Below are 17,120 nucleotides of genomic sequence, written 5' to 3' on the forward strand. Positions count from 1 at the left end.
CCATATTTTAAAGTGAATTCAAAAATTGAGATCACGCGCAAATTTGGTTATGAGGATAAGTTATGGCTGGTAGTAGTGTCATCGTTATGGGCGTTTGTGCTAGTGGTAAAAGCACAATTGGTGAGCATCTAGCGAAAAAGCTAGGGCGTAAATTCATTGATGGTGATGATCTTCATCCACGAGCGAACATTCAGAAAATGGCGTCGGGCCAGCCTCTGAACGATGATGATCGCAAGCCATGGCTAGAACGCATTCGTGATGCGGCGTACAGCCTAGAAAGCAAAAACGAACACGGCATTATTGTCTGTTCAGCACTGAAAAAGATTTACCGCGATCAGATCCGCGAAGGTAACAACAACGTGACCTTCCTGTTCCTTGATGGCGATATGGAGTTGATCCTTAATCGCATGCGTATGCGCAAAGGCCACTTCATGAAAGAAAACATGGTGAAGAGCCAATTCGAGACGCTAGAGCGCCCAGACAACGAGCCTCAAACTCTGATCGTCAGTATCGACGGAGACATCAGCGACGTGGTGGAACGCTCTGCCGCTGAGCTAATCAAAATGCAAGCGATCGAGGTGGCGTAATGACTCACTCTGTTGTTCTTGAGGTTACACAACGTTTGACCGAGCGCAGCCGTGAAGCGCGCGCTGCCTTTCTTACTCGCACCGAAGTGCAAGCCGAAGCTGGCAAAGGCCGTGTTGGTTTATCTTGTGGTAACTTAGCCCATGCAGTCGCCGCTTCTTGCTCTTCTGAAAAGAAAAATATTCTCGATTTTACTCATGCCAATGTCGCGCTGATCAGCGCCTACAACGACATGTTGAGCGCCCACCAGCCGTACCAAGACTACCCAGCGCAAATCAAACAAGTGCTGGCGGACTACGGCCATACAGCGCAAGTCGCAGGTTGTGTGCCAGCGATGTGCGATGGGGTGACTCAAGGTCAAGCAGGCATGGATATGTCGCTGTTTTCGCGTGACTTAATTGCGCAATCAACGGCGTTGTCTTTGAGCCACAATGTCTTTGATGCCACATTGCTGCTTGGCATCTGTGACAAAATCGCCCCGGGGCAACTGATGGGCGCGCTGTCTTACGCGCACCTACCGACTGCGTTTGTACCAGCGGGTCTGATGGCAACAGGCATCAGCAACGAAGAGAAAGTCGACGTGCGCCAAAAATACGCAGCGGGTGAAGTCGGCAAAGACGCTCTGCTGGATATGGAGTGTCGCGCTTACCATTCTGCGGGTACGTGTACGTTTTACGGCACCGCCAACACCAACCAGTTGGTGTTCGAAGCCATGGGCTTGATGCTGCCAGGTTCGGCATTCATTCATCCCCATACCCAACTGCGTATAGCGTTAACCGATCACGCGGCTCTGAAAATCGCCTCAATGACGGCGGGTTCTGCACACTTCCGTCCGTTGGCAGAAGTGGTCACAGAAAAGAGCTTGGTCAACGGCATCATCGCTCTACTCGCATCTGGCGGCAGCACCAATCACACCATTCATATGATCGCCGTGGCGCGTGCTGCTGGCATCTTGCTCACGTGGCAAGACATCAGCGATCTGTCGGATGTGGTTCCTTTGTTAGCTCGCGTTTACCCGAACGGCCCAGCCGATATGAACGCGTTCCAAGACGCGGGGGGCGTGCCTGCGTTATTGCACCGCTTGAACCAATCCGAGCTTTTGCATCGCGATGTGAAACCCGTGTTTGGTGAATTTGAAGACCAAATGACGCTGCCGAGCCTTGTCGATGGACAACTGACTTGGACACCGTGCCAAGGCAGCCAAGACGGTGACGTGATCGCCAAACCAGACGCCACGTTCCAAAACACTGGCGGCACTCGCGTGCTGACTGGCAACTTGGGCAAAGCCGTGGTGAAAGTGTCTGCGGTGAAAGAAGAGCAACGCGTGATTGTTGCACCAGCGATCGTATTCCAATGCCAACACGAAGTGGAAGCCGCGTACAAACGTGGTGAGCTGAACAAAGATTGCATCGTTGTGGTCACACACAACGGCCCAGCGGCAAACGGCATGCCTGAACTGCACAAGCTGATGCCCATTTTAGGTAACGTGCAAAAAGCGGGCTTTAAAGTGGCGCTGGTTACTGACGGTCGTTTATCTGGCGCGTCAGGTAAAATTCCGTCTGCGATTCATGTTTCTCCAGAAGCCATTCGTGGCGGCGCGATTGGTTTAGTGCGCAACGGTGATTTGATTCGTCTGGATTGCCAAACGGGTGAACTGAACAACTTAAGCGACACCACTGGTCGCGAGTTGATTCATTTCGATACCGAATCGACCCAACAAACTTGGGGACGAGGCTTGTTTAGCGTGATCCGCCAAAACGTCTCTAGCGCAGAAGAAGGCGCAAGCTTCATTGTTTAAGGCGAGAAGAAAAACCTCGTCATTTCGACAAGCCTAAGCAAGATCAGGAATTTAATATCAACGTGCTGTGAAGCCAGAGAAAACACCTCTGCCACAGTACTTTTTTGTTGGTAGATTCTGAATCACGCTCGTCCCTCGCTGTTCAGAATGACGAGATGTGGGATTGGTCATTTTTCTTTTTCAATAAACGAATTAGTCCGTCATTCCGACGAGCCTAGGCGAGATCAGGAATCTACTATCAACGTGCTGTGAAGCCAGAGAAAACACCTCTGCCACAGCACTTTTTGTTGGTAGATTCTGAATCACGCTCGTCCCTCGCTGTTCAGAATGACGAGCTTTGGGATTGGTCATTTCTCTTTTTAAATAAACGAATTAGTCCATCATTCCGACGAGCCTAGGCGAGATCAGGGATCTACTATCAACGTGTTGTGAAGCCAGAGAAACCCCCTCTGCCACTGCACTTTGTTGTCGGTAGATTCTGAATCACGCGCGTCCCTCGCTGTTCAGAATGAAGATATCTGGGGTTCAGAGGATTGCATTAAGCGGTTTTCATCACCACGACCGCAGCAATCACCACAAAGATACCAAACCAGCCGATTGGCTTGAGTTTCTGCTTAAACAGCAAGGCACCACCCACTGCGGTACCCAAGATACCGATCGCGCCCCAAGAAGCATAAGCAATGGCTAAGTCGATCTCTTTAACCGCTTGTGCCAACAGCGTGAATGCTGTCAGTACCAACACAATCGCGGTAATGCCCCAGCCTTTGTATTTAAAGCCGTGAGAACGTGTGAGCGCCATGTTCGCCACGATATCGACCAAGGCAGCCATCACGACAAATCCAAATGACATCGTAAAAAATTGACTCATGATTCACACCTTACACTTGTAGAAAATGAACGTTCTTTTGTCAGTTTATCGGCGTTTTTCTTGGTGTTAGATTGACCGTGTAACTCCCCTAAAGTCACACAAACGATGCCGATGACAGCTAACATCAAACCAAGCAGCTCTTGGGTATTTAAGTCAGAATCAAACAACACGATTGAAACGACCGTGATCAATGAGATACCCAACCCTTCCCAAACAGCGTATGCCACGCCGATAGAAATCTTTTTCGCTGCAATCGAGAGGAAGTAGTACGACACCGCAATCAATACGTACATCACGATGTAGCCCAACCATCCATGACCTTGTCCGATAAAAGACATGGTGCTGGTGCCTGCTACTTCGGCAACGATGGCGAGCAATAAAAATAGACGTGCAACTATCATGATGAATCCTCCATCAGAAATTAAAAAACTGCATAACGGAGAATGGTGAATGTCACGCATCTGTATCGACATTCAAAAAGTTAAAAAGATAAAAATGAGCCACTTCTCCTGACTATTTGAGATAAGGTTAGCGCTGAGCAGGAAAAAGAGACAGGTAATTGAGATATTCATTTTTGAATATCTATAGGATCGAGTTGCCTATGTAATCACACATTTTCTTCATGGTTATCTTATGCAGAGAATCTCGGTGACGCGAGACAATAACCAGTCATCACTGTGCGAAAATTAATGGCGTCTTCAGGGTTTGGCGTACCACTTTATGTAAGTGTCGGTGCAAAGGATGGTTGCGATTGGTTTGTAAGAAACCGCCAGAGACGACAAACTGGCTAAACTCACGGTTGACCAAAGGCATCGCGTAAGAGTCCAGCTCCGGCATCAATACTGCTGAGCTTTGGCTGGCATACATAATCGCGTCGGTTTCTTGCAACATTTGGCACGCCACACGCAAATTATAGGATTTAAGTAACACCACAGGCTCATAGCCCATACGACGATATTCGGACTCCACGGTACAAAGTGGTTTATACGAAGCGGGCGCAGGCAGAGACACCAGAGGCAGTTTGGACACCGTGTCCCAATCATTACTGACTTTCGATAAAGTCGGGTGGTTTTTACGTGCCAAAATCACCCGTTTTTCAACAAACAACGGACGCATATAAATGTCTTTCGACAGCTCGGTCTCTTGGTCAAGAATGCAGTAATCGTGCTCGCCCTCTAGCATTTCATCGTGCGAGTAACTGTTCCAACTGGAAAAGGCAAAGTGCGCTTTGGGAAAGGCTCGATGACAGCCAGTTAGCAATCGCTGCCCTTGCTCATCCATCAAATAAGGGTCGGTCACAATCGCGATCTGCCCTTGGTATTGCAGTGGATCGAACACTTCAAACTCTTGCACCACTTTTTCCAGTGGTGCAATTATGTTGTCGAACTCGGCGGCGAGACGTATCGCCATCGGTGACGGCTCAACCCCATGCGCTTTACGCACAAACAGCGGGTCATCAAACACTTGCTTAAGCTTCATTACGCCGCGACTGGCACTCGGTTGAGAAATGCCCAGCTGCATCGCGGCCAGCTTGATGCTGCGGTTTTCCACCACGGCCTTTAATAAACGCATTAAGTTGAGATCCAATGCATCCAGCTGATGTGCCATACCCTAACCTGCCAATACCATTGATGAGCGAATACAGAGAGCGGTTAACTGCGAGTTAAACACTCTCTCCGGAGGTAATTTGATACCCCATATCAACCACTTTTTCTTCTTGCGCTTCACCTTTCAGACGCGCGATCAAAAGCTCTGCGCTCTTTTCACCGATTTTGAAACGCGGTGTATCGACGCTAGTCAGTTTCGGGCTGATGGTTTGACCAATATCCAGCGCGTTATAGCCCACAACCGCCAGCTGCTGCGGAACTTGAATGCCACGTTGTTGCGCGCTCAGCATGGTCCCTATCGCGATGTCGTCGTTGGTACAGAATACGCCATCAAGCGTTGGGTGAGTTTCTAGCGCGCGTTCAAGCAAATCATGCGCTAAAGAGAAGCTAGAGTGGTCACCCGTTAATACGTGCTTAGGTTCTAGCCCTGCTTCCGTCATCGCGCGATCATAACCTTGCATACGCAGCTTGGTTCGCGTATCCAAACGCGCCCCAAAATAAACGATTGTACGCTTACCTGAATCTAGCATCTGCTTAACCGCTGTGTACGAGGCATCTTCATGATCTAGCCCAACCGCCATATCAATCGGCTTTGGTGGTAGTTCCATGGTTTCCACTACAGGGATCCCTGCATTTTTTATCATTTGCAATGTACGCGGCGTATGATGGCTTTCAGTGAGAATAAGTCCATCGACCTGATAAGAGAGTAATGATGCGATCTTGCGTTCTTCTTCAAGCTCATCGTAGCTAAAATGCGCTAAAAGCGTCTCATAGCCATTGGCTTTGGTCACCATCTCTATGCCCTGAACAAAGGAAGCAAAAATTTGGTTGGACAATGAGGGCAGTAAAATACCAATGGCTTTACTGGACGACTTTGACAGCATAGCGGGGGCGCGGTTTTCGATGTATCCCATCTCTTCAATCGCAGTCGCAATCTTGGCCCGAGTCTTTTCTGCCACCGATTCAGGGTTACGCATATAACGTGAAACCGTCATCTTCGTGACACCAACTTGGTCTGCGACATCCTGCAATGTCGTGCGAGTTTTCTTATTCTGTTGAGCCATAAATATGTGATTTATCAGTAATGTTACAAGTAACATTATGACGAATAGACTCTCTGCCGACAAGCTCAGTAAAAATAATTCGCAAAATCATGACGTTATTATTCTATTAGCCACCAAATTGCGTTTCATACATTGTGAGTCAAAGCCGAATAAATAAATGACATTTATATCAAAGTTCTTATAAAATGCCGTACCTAAAAGAATAAGACATTAGGCACAGTGCAGTTAGGCTCTAGCGAAACCCAGATTTACTATCACTTGCTTGATCTGGACGACTCCCAAAAGCAGCAATACCTCCAAGCATTGCAACAAAGTCAACCTGAGCTGTATCAACAACTCGTTCCTCTTTTAGCCAATGAGACACCAGAAGAACAACTAACGCAGTTACTTTACTTTGGTGCTCACCAGGCTACGAACCGAGACGTCGATCTAAGCGGAGAAGTCATCAGTAAGTATCGCCTAACTCATGAGTTGGGTCGCGGTGGCATGGGTGTCGTTTACGCCGCCCTACGTGCAGATGAAACGTTCGAACAAGATCTGGCCATCAAGTTTATTCAAAGCAATTTGAGTAATGTGCTGGGACAACGTGCACTCTTCGATGAGGCACAACTGCTCGCGCGTCTAAACCATCCGTACATAGCGAAAGTGTTTGATGGCGGTCTTCATCAAGATTCAGTTTACATCGTGATGGAGCGGGTATTTGGTCAAACCTTAGATGAATACCTGTCAGAAAATAAGCTGGAAAAGACGGAAAAACTGTTGCTGTTTAAGCAGATTTGTCAGGCGATGGAGCACGCCCACCAGCATCATGTTTTGCATGCCGATCTAAAACCAGAAAATATACTGATCGATCGTAGCAAACGACCCAAACTGCTCGACTTCAACTTAACTCAAAAAGCGCACTCCACCCGAGAGGGCTCACCCTCGGCACTGATTGCTTTTAGCCAAAACTTTGCCAGCCCTGAGCAGCAGGCAGGACAAGTACTGACAGAACAAAGCGATGTTTATTCATTGGGCAAAATCCTCGCTTTGATGTTTCCGTCACCAGCGGTTTGGTCTGATGTGTATTGGGTGATAAGACGGGCGACGCGTCCAGCCACCCAAGTGCGATACCCAGATGTGCGAGCGCTACGCATTGATATCGAGCGAATTATCGAACGTCGCCCTATCGAGCAGAAAAAACACTGGCCCTTGTATAGCGCCTTTCGCTTGGTGCAACGGCGCCCTCTTGCTTCGGCATTGTCAGGCATCATCGTACTCTCAGGTGTGATATTTGGCAGCGCCATGATGCAAAAGAATATCCAACTGCAACAAGAGAAGAAGATTGCAGAAGATATGATGTACGAAATGACCCGCCTTATCTTCCACGCGAAGGGGCAGAATGTCGAACACCTCTCGGTGAGCTCCATGATGGAGTTAACACGAAGGCGGATACTCTCTAATCCAGATATCCCCAAACATATAAAACAAAAAATGTTGTTGGCGATGATGACACCGGTGCCAAAGAAGCACCTAACTACTCCAATGAGTTGTCAGCCAAATTGTGCGTCTGAGGACAGCACCAACCAATAAGGCTTAAAACAAGATGTATACACGTTCAGTGGTATTTTGGCTGTCTGCATTGACGGCTACCTCCACGTTAGCAGCAGACACTTCTACTGCCACTTCACACCCGCCCACTTCAACCTTGAAGCAAGGCTACTTTATCGATGCGCCAGTGACTGGCTTGTATTACAAAACCAGTTCCAATATCACTGGCGTTACCCAACAAGGGGCATTTCACTACCAACCTGGTGATGTGATTAGCTTCTTCCTTGGCAACGATGATAAGGGGTATCTGCTGACAACCTTATCGAGCCAAGAAGTGCTTACACCGACGATGGCAACAACCAAACCCAGTCGTAGCATCAATATGACGCGCCTGCTGCTCTCTCTCGACAGCACACCTGAGAATCGTAAGGAAATTGTCTTAGCCAACCGCGTGTTGTCTGATGCTCGCTTTCAAAACCAGCTCAAGGGCCTTGACCTCAATTATCTGGATGACGCCAAACGTCACCTCAATCTCGACTGGGTATCTGTCGATGAGGCAATCGAGCACCTAAACGAAAGCCAGCAGTACATTGAGAAAAACTTTGCCTCTGATGAGATCATCTTCGAACCTCGCGGCATGACGTTCAAAAACATCGTGATCAAAAAGAAAGATTGGCAAGGCCGCGCTTGTGCTTACGATTTACGTTATCAACATCATCCTAAATATCGCCCTCCGTTTGGTGAAACTCGATTCACCATCACCAAAGATTCATTGATTGAGCATCCAAGCATTGGCGATCATTTTCAAGGTTGCTTCCTCTCGATGAAGCGCCCTATCACGGAAGATGTTGTCGAACCGATAAGCAAGTTTGCGGATTGGTTTAATATCGTCGGTTGCTCAATCACTGGGTGCACCCGCAACGACTTGAATGGTTTCTCTCTCGAAGACTTTGATGATGAAGGCGACTGGAAATACCGCTCCGTTGCACTCAACTTTGATCCAAGTACTGAGCTACTGATGGAAAAAGTACAAGGCCTTGGGCGTAAAAAAAACATCCACCACCACAATCGTACAGAAATGCTGTGGTTTACCTACCCCAACACGAACGAACACGACATCGACTACCTCGGGGTATGGCAGCAGACCCAATACCACCAGCAGTCCATGACACAATCGTGCCTATTGATGCGCCACCAACAAGTCATGCGACTGCCGCACAATGCAGACACCTGTCCAACCGACGCAAGCCTATACACACAAGATGTCACCCAAGAGTATGCGGACATGTGGTGGGTCAACAATGACGAACCCAAAGCCGAGCTTGCGCAAATGAATGTCATGGTACGTTGGTCAACGACCCCTGCCGAAATCAATTACACCACTTGGGAATATTTGCCCGCTGGCGCAACTTGGGAACAAGGCATTTTATATCGCTATCAACAAGATGTTCTCCGCAACCGAGACGGCTCTGATCGCATTGAAACCCACACCATTTCTGAATTTGTCAAAGTGAGCGAGGATGTATAACCATGGCAACAGCAGTAGCACTGACACAAATCATTCAACAATGGCAATCTGGTGATAAACAAGCTGAGAGTGAGCTTTACCAATTTGCGTATTTGCAGTTACGTAAGATCGCCCAACACGAGCGTGAACGAAACGCGGAAAAGTACGGCACCGACAACAAGGTATTGGCCGATAGCGTCAACAGCACCACGGCATTAATTCATGATGCTTACCTGAAGATGTCCAACTGCGACATGAGTGAAATTGAAACAAAACGTGATTTCTTTTTGATGGCCGCCAAAGTGATGCGTCAAATCTTGATCGATAACGCACGCTCGCACCAAGCACAAAAGCGTCAACACATCACATTGATGAGAGATGAAGAAGATCGCTTCGAACAATTGATTATCATGGATAAAGCTCTGGATAACTTCAGTAGCCGTTACCCACGCCAATCAAGTGCACTCAAACTCAAGTATTTAATGGGAATGAAAAACCAAGAAATCAGTGAACTGCTCGAGTGCAGCGCAAGCTTAATAGAGAAAGACCTAAAATTCTCTCGCAGCTGGTTGCAATCACGAATGGCGCACGCGTAATGATAAGCAAAAAGTTTTGGATAATCGGCGCAATCTGCGTCGGTTTGCTCGGCGTATACTGCATGTCAGACGAATCCAGCTTGGCATCCGCGGCGGACTCATCAGACAGCACGAGCCAATCAACCACGCGAACACATCGTCAATATGAGCGCACATCTTTAGTTGAAGTAAAGCAAGCGTTGACAGGTTCTGCGTTGGAGAACGCCCACAAAAAAGACGGTGATGACGCCTTCAACTCTGCCATTTTAGGACAACCAGGGCCAGTTACGAACCCATTTCATACTACAGAAGACGGCTCTTTTTACGACTCGTCATTGGGTTATGAAGACAGCCGCTCAAAAGAGGCCCCATCAGAGAATAATAAACCCATCATCAACCTCACGGTGGAACAACAGCTACAAACCATTATTTATGCTTGGGAGCTCAACCAAAACTCTCCGATTAGCTATTCGCTCAATCTTAACCAACTGTTTGAAGACCCGGATGGCGATCTCCTCACCACTCGGATTTGGCTCGAAAACGCCAATGGATTAAGGGTGCTAAACCAAGGACAAATGATGGTACTAGGTGCACCAGAGAACATTAAAACCACCACATACCTGGCGGTAGCGGCGCGTGATGATTACCACGGCGACAGCGACCATGCGTGGGTCACAACACGTTTTGAGTTGCCTGTTGTCACTCCAGGTCACAATGACACGGAACACCCGTTAATTGGCGACATTGTCTATCGCTTGGAGACGACGCAAAATCTTGGCGGTACCGCGTACGCGTATGAAGTGGTGTATTGCGAAGCGTTTCAGTTTGAGGATGACGAGGTACGTTATGCCGCCTCAAACAACAAACACCAGTGTCCTGAAAAGGGAGACTTAAAAAAGGTGGGTGAGTACAAAATCAGTGATGACTCGTTGATTGTTTATGTCCACGGCGTACGCCAAATTTGGACCACCAAAAAGGTATACGCATCTCAGGTTCATAAAGAGACTCTGAACTATTTCACCACCGTATTTGATGGCAAACAATTCGAAAGCTACACCATGCAAAAAAACAAGCAATCGATGGAAAAGCGCATCAACGCACCGACAGGGCGATATTTACGCCAGATATCCTTTTTTGACTATTTGTTACCTCTCCCAAGCGGGGGGTATCTGGTTGCTGAAGCTGGCAATTATATTTATCACTATGGTACTAAAGTCGTGGGTCCGCATGGTGAAAGTCTCGAATCCGATCTCAATTTACGAACTTATGGTCCTAACCTGTATTGTAGCGATGTCGCCATTTGGTATCACAGCCATGTCATTGCTGGTCAAGGAGACTATCAAATAGACATCATATCAGACCCTAACCCAGACGATCCGACTTACCAAATTGATTGCCACGAGTTCATCAGCGCCCCCGCTACTGGACAACAATCGTTATCGTTTGATCTTAACTATTTCCCTTACGATGAACTACTTGATGGCGAGGTGTATAGCTACATTTTACGTCCGAAACCTGAGCTCGCTGATCGCGTTGAGGAATTTAAGATCAACATGATTTATCACGCCCCTGTCCTTAGCGACACCCAATAAACCTTTCTTTACAGGTGGTTATTTTGACAAAACAATCATCCCCAAAATAAAACTGGAACCGTGATCAAATTATCAATTTTCCATCATAGACAAAAAATAGAAATAAATTTTACGGGTTTTGTGCGGTTTTTCGTGTCTTGAACCTAGGCTCAATAGTCATTAAAAAGACACCACTCTCTTCAATCTCACTAGTGAGATTGAAAGATAAAAACAATAAAAAAGCGACTTTCTCATTCGGAAACGAAACAAGGACAAATGAATAATGAATAAGGTGAGTTTATTAGCAGCGTCAGTGGCTATCGCTCTTACTGGCTGTGGCGGTTCAGATGGTGGCTCAAACAGTGCTAACAACGGTGTTGTGATCACAGGCTTTGACGGCTACTTCAAACATGCAGTTGTTTTTGAAGATACGAACAACAACGGCCAATGGGACACTCAAGAAACATTCCTTGGTCTGACCGATGAGAAAGGTCAGCTTAAATTGGATGCAAAACCAGAAAACACTCTAGCACTGCAGACCATTACACCAAACGGTGCAAAGCAGAAACAGCTTATCGCTTTGGATGCTAAAGAGTACGCTGGCAAATACACGGTTGATATGGATCATCCAGGCCAAGCCATGGCCCACGAAATCGTGTTCCGTGCACCAACATCGTCAAACGTGATTTCACCTATCACAGACCTTGTTGCGATTGAAATGGCAAAAGATCCATCCATTAGTGAAGAAGACGCAAAAGCCAAGGTAAACCAAGCGCTAGGAGGCTCAGAAGAAGCACCAATTGATCTGTACAGTGATTTTGTTGAAGGTGCGACAAAAAACGCCGAACTACATAAAACCGCTCAGATTCTGACCGACTCAAAAGCGCAAAACCCAGCTAACTACGAGAAAAAGGCCACTGAATTTGCTCAAGCGGCAAACCAAGAAGTCGATCGTCTTATCGCATCCGGCGAAAACATCAATGATGCAAGCCTACGCCCAATCATCACTGACGCGACCCCAAATAGCGACAACTTAGCACCTGAAACGGCAATCAATAACAAGCTAACCGTAAACGAAACCGTCGAAGAGGCTGCTAAAGATAAGCTTGGCAAATTACCAAAAATCGTACAAGGCGCAGGCTTTGATGGCGTTGAACTAAACATCGAAGGTCTTTTCACAGACAAAGACCAAAACCTTGTGACAACCAAACTGACGCACAACTTAGCAGGCACAGGCATTGAAGTTGCGCAAACTGGCAACCTGATTGTTCTATATCCGACTGCTATCGTAGAAAAAGCTGGTGATTTTGAGATCGTCCTAACGGCGCAAGACATTGATTCTTCAGGTAAGGTTTTGGGTACGGTAAGCACCGTATTTAAGTTCGAAATCGAATCGGCAAACTTACCACCAATGGTTGTAGAAACAGAACAAGCGCATCTACAGTCCATCGTTGATGGTTGGTACCTACAACAAGGTGAAGTATTTGAACAAACGCTCGATATTTCTAGCTTGTTCCAAGATAAAGACGGTCATATCACCGACTACTCAGCGGACTATGTGGACATTGAAGGTCTAACAGTATCTGAGGATGGTAATGCGATTATCACCATTAAAGGCACACCGACAAAAGCGAGCGAAGCTGGTGCAGCACTTGCGATTAGCGCAACAGATGGCCATACCGCGGTACAGATTGCGCTCAGCATGCCAACGGTTATCGAAGGCGTAACGCCACCACCAGTAGTGCCGACTTTGGGCTTCACTCAAGAGCACTTCAACGGCCAAGAGTGGAAAATGGGTAGCTTTGCACAAAAAGACGGTGAAATTGGCTACGCCATGCTGATGCAAGACTCTGAAGGCCTACTATTCTGCTGGGGCTCAAACCATGATGAGATGAATCAAGAGTACAAAGCGAGCATCAGCGACTTCCTAGAAAACACATGGGAACACGATGCCTACGCTATTCTTTCCGATTTGGACCAACAAACTGGTTACGCGGAATACCACAATAAAGGCTGTAAAGACGTCGAGCTGAAAGACGGCAAGCTATACAACAGCTACGGCGAAGAGTATGAAATGCTGTACCAGCACACAACCGAGCATAACGGCACTCAGATGATCGTTAAAATCTCAGATGATGAGCTGTTCTGGATGGATTCAAGCAATACACCATTTGCAGAATCACTTTCGGTTGCAGAACACATCAAACACGGCACGGTAGAGCATGACTTGATGGTAGAAAGTAAAGGCTCGGGCGACGACAAAGTCCTGAAATACTCGTCAGGTACGTACGAGTACGACGCTGATACTTACAACTACACGTCGTTCATGCCAACAGGATTCCAAACTCCAGGTAATTGGGAAATCCAGAGTGATGAAGGCCGTGAGCTGCTGATTCTAAAAGAAACAGGCTCAGAGTCAGATTACAAAACTCGTCATCGTTACATCAACCGTGATTTTGGTGACTTCTACATCGGTATTCGTTGGAGTAAAGAGCAAAACGGTCATGAATCCGCGCCGGAATATGGTCTGTACTCTCACAACAAAGAAGCCATGACGAGCATCGCGAGTTCGCTCCCGATTTTGGAGCCTGGCGATGATGACTAAAGCAACCATCGTTAACCCTTGCTGTGATAGCGTGCATTTGCGTAGAAGACGCAGAACGCTTTGGGAACGCTTGGTCGGCATCAAAGAAGTGTATATCTGCTCTAACTGTCACAAAGAAACGCCACTCAAATAGCGATAATATTTGAGACCGCAAAAAAGCCCCGAACTCGGGGCTTTCTTCTATCTTTTTGACCGCAATATTTGAGTCGTTATTTCACGCACACTACGTTCAATAATGAGGTTCCGGTGAGCTGGTTTGGCTCACGATCTGCGAACAAACCTTTCTTATCTTTGCCCCAATACGGCAGTTGCAGTGGCCATTGATTTTTTTCCATCACACCAGACGCCCTCAACACTTTGAATTCTGCAGGGCTGGCTAAGCTCATACCCAGTTGCTGACATACTTTTTGCGAGTTTTCGTAGTTGAGACGATTCCACGGTTTGCCGTATTCCATGTAAAACTGATTGTGGTGGTCGAGTAAGTACGGCACCACGTACGTTTTGCCTTGTAAGGAGGTTCTCAACCGAACTTCAATGTCATCATTCCCGCTCACAACTGGCTTCGCTTTGGTCTTAGCAACAGGCTTGGACGAAGAATTATCACGTGTATTTTTTACCTTGGTCTTTGACTTCTCTGCCGGCGCTGTAAAGGCGTCGGTATCAGCTCGCACGGCAGGAACTGGCGCGGATTTCGGGGTCACCGTCGGTGTTGGCTTAACCGAAGATGCGGCTGATTTCGACGGCACAGCGGGTTTAGATGGTGTCGTAGACTGTTTATTCTCTTTTCCAACCACGCGGATGAACGCCTCTTTGTAATTCGACAAGGTTTTGACTCCTCGCAAATCCCCTCTCGCATCAGACAGATCTTTGTAAGGCCCAATCAAACAGCGATAACCTTTGGACTCCGGCTTCATCCACACGTCAGTCGTAATCTTGCTGTAAAGCGGCTTTGCTTTCGCGAGTGACATTGGCTTTGGTAGTAATCCGCATTGAATCCAGTAGAGGTAGTTGCCTCCTTGCGGCACTTTCTTTCCCCATACTCCGTTACCAATTGGGCACGTTTTCTCAAGCATCGGCAGTTCTTTCTCGCTGGCTTGAGTAGCTTGGCAAAGGAACTCCTCCGCCGATACTGGGCTAGAAAACTGGGCGCATACCAGCAACAAGCCGAAAGCTAGGCTTGCTTGGAAGATACGAGATGGGTGTTGTGCCTTCTTCATTTCCATACACTTCACTCTAAATTAGTGGGTAAGGTCATTATGGCGGCAAAGCGCCAAAAAAATGTGAACAAAGAATAACTAGCAAAAAAAGAGCCGGAATTTGCATCCGGCTCTCAGTTTAGGAAGGAATTAAGCGAATTTACAACGCTTGGCGGGAAAATTCTTAGCCTTTGTACAGTTTCGGGTTGAATACATCTCGTAACCAGTCACCCAATAAGTTGATAACCAGAACCAGTGTAACCAACACGATGCCTGGGAAGGCAGTAATCCACCACGCACCTGAGAAGATGTAGTTAAAGCCGATGCTGATCAGCGCACCTAGTGACGGCTGATCAACAGGAAGACCCAAACCTAGGAATGACAGTGCCGCTTCCGACATGATCGCATTCGCTACCTGTACCGTCGAGATAACCAAGATTGGTGATAGACAGTTTGGCAGGATGTGACGGAACATGATGCGTGGCGCTTTAAAGCCCATCACTCGTGCCGCTTCTACGTATTCCTTCTTCTTCTCAGCCAGTACTGAAGCACGAATGGTACGTGCGTATTGCGGCCATTCAGCCACACCGATGATCACCACCAGCATCACCACCGCGTATTGGCTGTAAAAATCGCTGCCAAAGCTGGCTTTGAAAATGGCCGATACGATGATCGCCACCATCATGGTTGAGAACGATAGTTGAACATCCGCAAAGCGCATCAAGAAGCTATCGATACGACCACCGAAGTAACCCGCCGACAAACCAATGATGATACCCAGAATCAACTGAAGACCGACGGCTAAAAAGCCGATCGTCAAAGACAAACGAGAACCGTAAAGAATGGTCGATAAAATATCACGGCCTTGCTCATCAGTACCAAGAACAAAACGCTCATCGCCTTCTTCCATCCAAGACGGTGGTAGCTCTGAATCCATGATATCGATAGACGTTAGATCATACGGGTCAGTCGGAGCTAGAATTGGCGCAGCTAATGCCAACACTAAGAACATCATAAAGACCGTAAAACTTGCCATCGCCACTTTGTCGCGCTTGAAGTAATACAAGAAGTCCGACTCTTTAAAACGCTGCCATGCAGATGGAGCGGCTTCAGGAGCTGGTGTTACATTTGATTGGCTCATGATTAAGCTCCTTTTCCAGTTAGGTTCACAGTTGGGTTGATGATGCCGTACAGCAAATCAACGATGGTATTGGTTACCACGAAAATCAGACCAACAAAGATAACGTAAGCTGTGATCAACGGTGTATCGACACGGTTGATTGCCTCTAGGAAAAGAAAGCCTGTACCCGGCCACTGGAATACGGTTTCGGTTAGGATGGTGTAAGCCACCATGGTACCAATCTGCACGCCACCTACCGTCAATACTGGCAGCATGGTGTTCTTAAGTGCATGTTGGTAGTAAATCTTTTGTAAGTTCAAACCTTTTGCTTTCGCGAACTTAATGTATTCCGAGCTCAGTACTTCCAGCATTTCTGAACGTACCAGACGGATGAACAACGGCAGCATGATAGACGCTAGCGCAATACACGGCAGGATAAGGTGCTTAATACCATCGATAGTAAAGAAGCCAGATTCCCAACCGAGCACGTTAGCGGTTTCACCTCGCCCGTAGGAAGGCAGCCAGCCGAGTTCGATGGAGAAGACGTACATCAGCATGATTGCGGTTAGGAACACCGGAATCGAGATGCCGACACTACTCATCGCCATAACAAATTTGGTAAAGACACTCTTCGGGTGAATCGCGGAATACACCCCGAGTGGTATAGAGAAAACGATAATGATGAGCGTCGCGCCAAACACGAGCTCTAATGTTGCCACCAGCTTATCGAGGATCACCTCAACCGCAGGTCGCTTGAAAAAGTATGATGTACCCAAATCACCTTGCAGTGCATTACCCACAAAGCGCGTGTACTTTGTGATAAAGGGATCGTTCAGGCCCAATTCGTCGCGTAGCGCTTGGCGCTCCGATTCCGAAACCGACTGACCTACAAGCTCACGCAGCGGATCACCCAGGTTGTCCTGAATGGCAAACGCCACCAAACTGATCACAAACATCACTATCAGTGCCTGAAACAGGCGCTTGACCAGAAACGAAAACATTCCTTGCCCCTTAACTATCCATAGATCTCTAAACTTAGAGAGAAAATTCAGTCTGTAAAACTGGCTCAATCCGACTGAAACAAAACCGAGCCA

The 17,120-nt window shown here is 47.4% G+C and carries 15 protein-coding genes; 8 read left to right on the forward strand and 7 right to left on the reverse strand.

What is annotated here, in order from left to right; genetic code table 11:
• Positions 1-62: 62 nt before the first annotated feature.
• A complete protein-coding gene (locus FR741_RS15070; RefSeq protein WP_053349770.1) occupies positions 63-587 on the forward strand; it encodes a gluconokinase in 525 nt (174 codons plus the stop codon).
• Positions 587-2,383 (forward strand): phosphogluconate dehydratase, encoded by a 1,797-nt coding sequence (gene edd, locus FR741_RS15075; protein ID WP_167427041.1) that lies wholly within the window; start codon positions 587-589, stop codon positions 2,381-2,383. The genes FR741_RS15070 and edd overlap by 1 nt, the downstream gene beginning before the upstream one ends.
• A gap of 538 nt (positions 2,384-2,921) precedes the next feature.
• On the opposite strand, the gene FR741_RS15080 is transcribed toward edd, so the two are convergent.
• The 4 genes from FR741_RS15080 to FR741_RS15095 form a co-directional block, all read right to left on the reverse strand.
• Positions 2,922-3,251: an SMR family transporter gene (locus tag FR741_RS15080; RefSeq protein ID WP_005394379.1), complete on the reverse strand. Its 330-nt coding sequence runs from the start codon at positions 3,249-3,251 to the stop codon at positions 2,922-2,924.
• Positions 3,248-3,652: an SMR family transporter gene (locus FR741_RS15085; protein ID WP_167427042.1), complete on the reverse strand. Its 405-nt coding sequence runs from the start codon at positions 3,650-3,652 to the stop codon at positions 3,248-3,250. Before FR741_RS15085 ends, FR741_RS15080 begins: the two co-directional genes overlap by 4 nt.
• Before the next feature lie 271 nt (positions 3,653-3,923).
• Entirely contained in the window at positions 3,924-4,859 is a 936-nt protein-coding gene (locus FR741_RS15090) for a LysR family transcriptional regulator (RefSeq protein WP_005394374.1), read from the reverse strand.
• 55 nt (positions 4,860-4,914) lie between these two features.
• The gene (locus FR741_RS15095) at positions 4,915-5,922 is read right to left on the reverse strand and encodes a LacI family DNA-binding transcriptional regulator (protein ID WP_005394370.1); all 1,008 of its coding nucleotides are present in this window, start codon (positions 5,920-5,922) and stop codon (positions 4,915-4,917) included.
• A 219-nt stretch (positions 5,923-6,141) separates the two neighbouring features.
• Between FR741_RS15095 and FR741_RS15100 the strand changes: the two genes are divergently transcribed.
• From FR741_RS15100 to FR741_RS15125, 6 genes are all read left to right on the forward strand, one after another.
• Positions 6,142-7,494 carry a serine/threonine-protein kinase gene (locus FR741_RS15100; RefSeq protein ID WP_167427043.1) on the forward strand — a complete coding sequence of 451 codons (1,353 nt, stop codon included), beginning with the start codon at positions 6,142-6,144 and terminating at the stop codon, positions 7,492-7,494.
• A gap of 13 nt (positions 7,495-7,507) precedes the next feature.
• On the forward strand, positions 7,508-8,980 hold the full coding sequence (locus FR741_RS15105; protein ID WP_167427044.1) for a chromosome partitioning protein ParA: 1,473 nt from the start codon (positions 7,508-7,510) through the stop codon (positions 8,978-8,980).
• Positions 8,981-8,982: 2 nt separating this feature from the next.
• Positions 8,983-9,555 carry a sigma-70 family RNA polymerase sigma factor gene (locus tag FR741_RS15110; protein WP_005394366.1) on the forward strand — a complete coding sequence of 191 codons (573 nt, stop codon included), beginning with the start codon at positions 8,983-8,985 and terminating at the stop codon, positions 9,553-9,555.
• The gene (locus tag FR741_RS15115) at positions 9,555-11,126 is read left to right on the forward strand and encodes a hypothetical protein (protein ID WP_408646613.1); all 1,572 of its coding nucleotides are present in this window, start codon (positions 9,555-9,557) and stop codon (positions 11,124-11,126) included. Before FR741_RS15110 ends, FR741_RS15115 begins: the two co-directional genes overlap by 1 nt.
• 262 nt (positions 11,127-11,388) lie before the next feature.
• Positions 11,389-13,710: a hypothetical protein gene (locus FR741_RS15120; RefSeq protein WP_005394364.1), complete on the forward strand. Its 2,322-nt coding sequence runs from the start codon at positions 11,389-11,391 to the stop codon at positions 13,708-13,710.
• Positions 13,700-13,843 (forward strand): hypothetical protein, encoded by a 144-nt coding sequence (locus FR741_RS15125; protein ID WP_012841245.1) that lies wholly within the window; start codon positions 13,700-13,702, stop codon positions 13,841-13,843. Before FR741_RS15120 ends, FR741_RS15125 begins: the two co-directional genes overlap by 11 nt.
• Positions 13,844-13,919: 76 nt before the next feature.
• Here FR741_RS15125 and FR741_RS15130 read toward each other — a convergent pair whose 3' ends face one another.
• The 3 genes from FR741_RS15130 to FR741_RS15140 form a co-directional block, all read right to left on the reverse strand.
• Positions 13,920-14,933 carry an SPOR domain-containing protein gene (locus tag FR741_RS15130; RefSeq protein WP_085343344.1) on the reverse strand — a complete coding sequence of 338 codons (1,014 nt, stop codon included), beginning with the start codon at positions 14,931-14,933 and terminating at the stop codon, positions 13,920-13,922.
• Positions 14,934-15,090: 157 nt separating this feature from the next.
• The gene (locus tag FR741_RS15135; RefSeq protein WP_005394358.1) at positions 15,091-16,047 is read right to left on the reverse strand and encodes an ABC transporter permease; all 957 of its coding nucleotides are present in this window, start codon (positions 16,045-16,047) and stop codon (positions 15,091-15,093) included.
• 2 nt (positions 16,048-16,049) lie between these two features.
• Complete coding sequence (locus FR741_RS15140) at positions 16,050-17,027, reverse strand: ABC transporter permease (protein ID WP_031780394.1); 978 nt, start codon at positions 17,025-17,027, stop codon at positions 16,050-16,052.
• Positions 17,028-17,120: the final 93 nt, after the last annotated feature.

The organism is Vibrio diabolicus (assembly GCF_011801455.1).
Classification (GTDB): domain Bacteria; phylum Pseudomonadota; class Gammaproteobacteria; order Enterobacterales; family Vibrionaceae; genus Vibrio; species Vibrio diabolicus.

Bases quoted from the DNA above. Each gene is read 5' to 3' on its own strand.
- FR741_RS15140 (WP_031780394.1), bottom strand. From the start codon at position 17,027: ATGTTTTCGTTTCTGGTCAAGCGCCTGTTTCAGGCACTGATAGTGATG.
- FR741_RS15090 (WP_005394374.1), bottom strand. From the start codon at position 4,859: ATGGCACATCAGCTGGATGCATTGGATCTCAACTTAATGCGTTTATTA.
- FR741_RS15115 (WP_408646613.1), top strand. From the start codon at position 9,555: ATGATAAGCAAAAAGTTTTGGATAATCGGCGCAATCTGCGTCGGTTTG.
- FR741_RS15135 (WP_005394358.1), bottom strand. From the start codon at position 16,047: ATGAGCCAATCAAATGTAACACCAGCTCCTGAAGCCGCTCCATCTGCA.
- FR741_RS15105 (WP_167427044.1), top strand. From the start codon at position 7,508: ATGTATACACGTTCAGTGGTATTTTGGCTGTCTGCATTGACGGCTACC.
- FR741_RS15120 (WP_005394364.1), top strand. From the start codon at position 11,389: ATGAATAAGGTGAGTTTATTAGCAGCGTCAGTGGCTATCGCTCTTACT.
- FR741_RS15125 (WP_012841245.1), top strand. From the start codon at position 13,700: ATGATGACTAAAGCAACCATCGTTAACCCTTGCTGTGATAGCGTGCAT.
- FR741_RS15095 (WP_005394370.1), bottom strand. From the start codon at position 5,922: ATGGCTCAACAGAATAAGAAAACTCGCACGACATTGCAGGATGTCGCA.
- FR741_RS15130 (WP_085343344.1), bottom strand. From the start codon at position 14,933: ATGGAAATGAAGAAGGCACAACACCCATCTCGTATCTTCCAAGCAAGC.
- edd (WP_167427041.1), top strand. From the start codon at position 587: ATGACTCACTCTGTTGTTCTTGAGGTTACACAACGTTTGACCGAGCGC.
- FR741_RS15080 (WP_005394379.1), bottom strand. From the start codon at position 3,251: ATGAGTCAATTTTTTACGATGTCATTTGGATTTGTCGTGATGGCTGCC.
- FR741_RS15110 (WP_005394366.1), top strand. From the start codon at position 8,983: ATGGCAACAGCAGTAGCACTGACACAAATCATTCAACAATGGCAATCT.
- FR741_RS15085 (WP_167427042.1), bottom strand. From the start codon at position 3,652: ATGATAGTTGCACGTCTATTTTTATTGCTCGCCATCGTTGCCGAAGTA.
- FR741_RS15070 (WP_053349770.1), top strand. From the start codon at position 63: ATGGCTGGTAGTAGTGTCATCGTTATGGGCGTTTGTGCTAGTGGTAAA.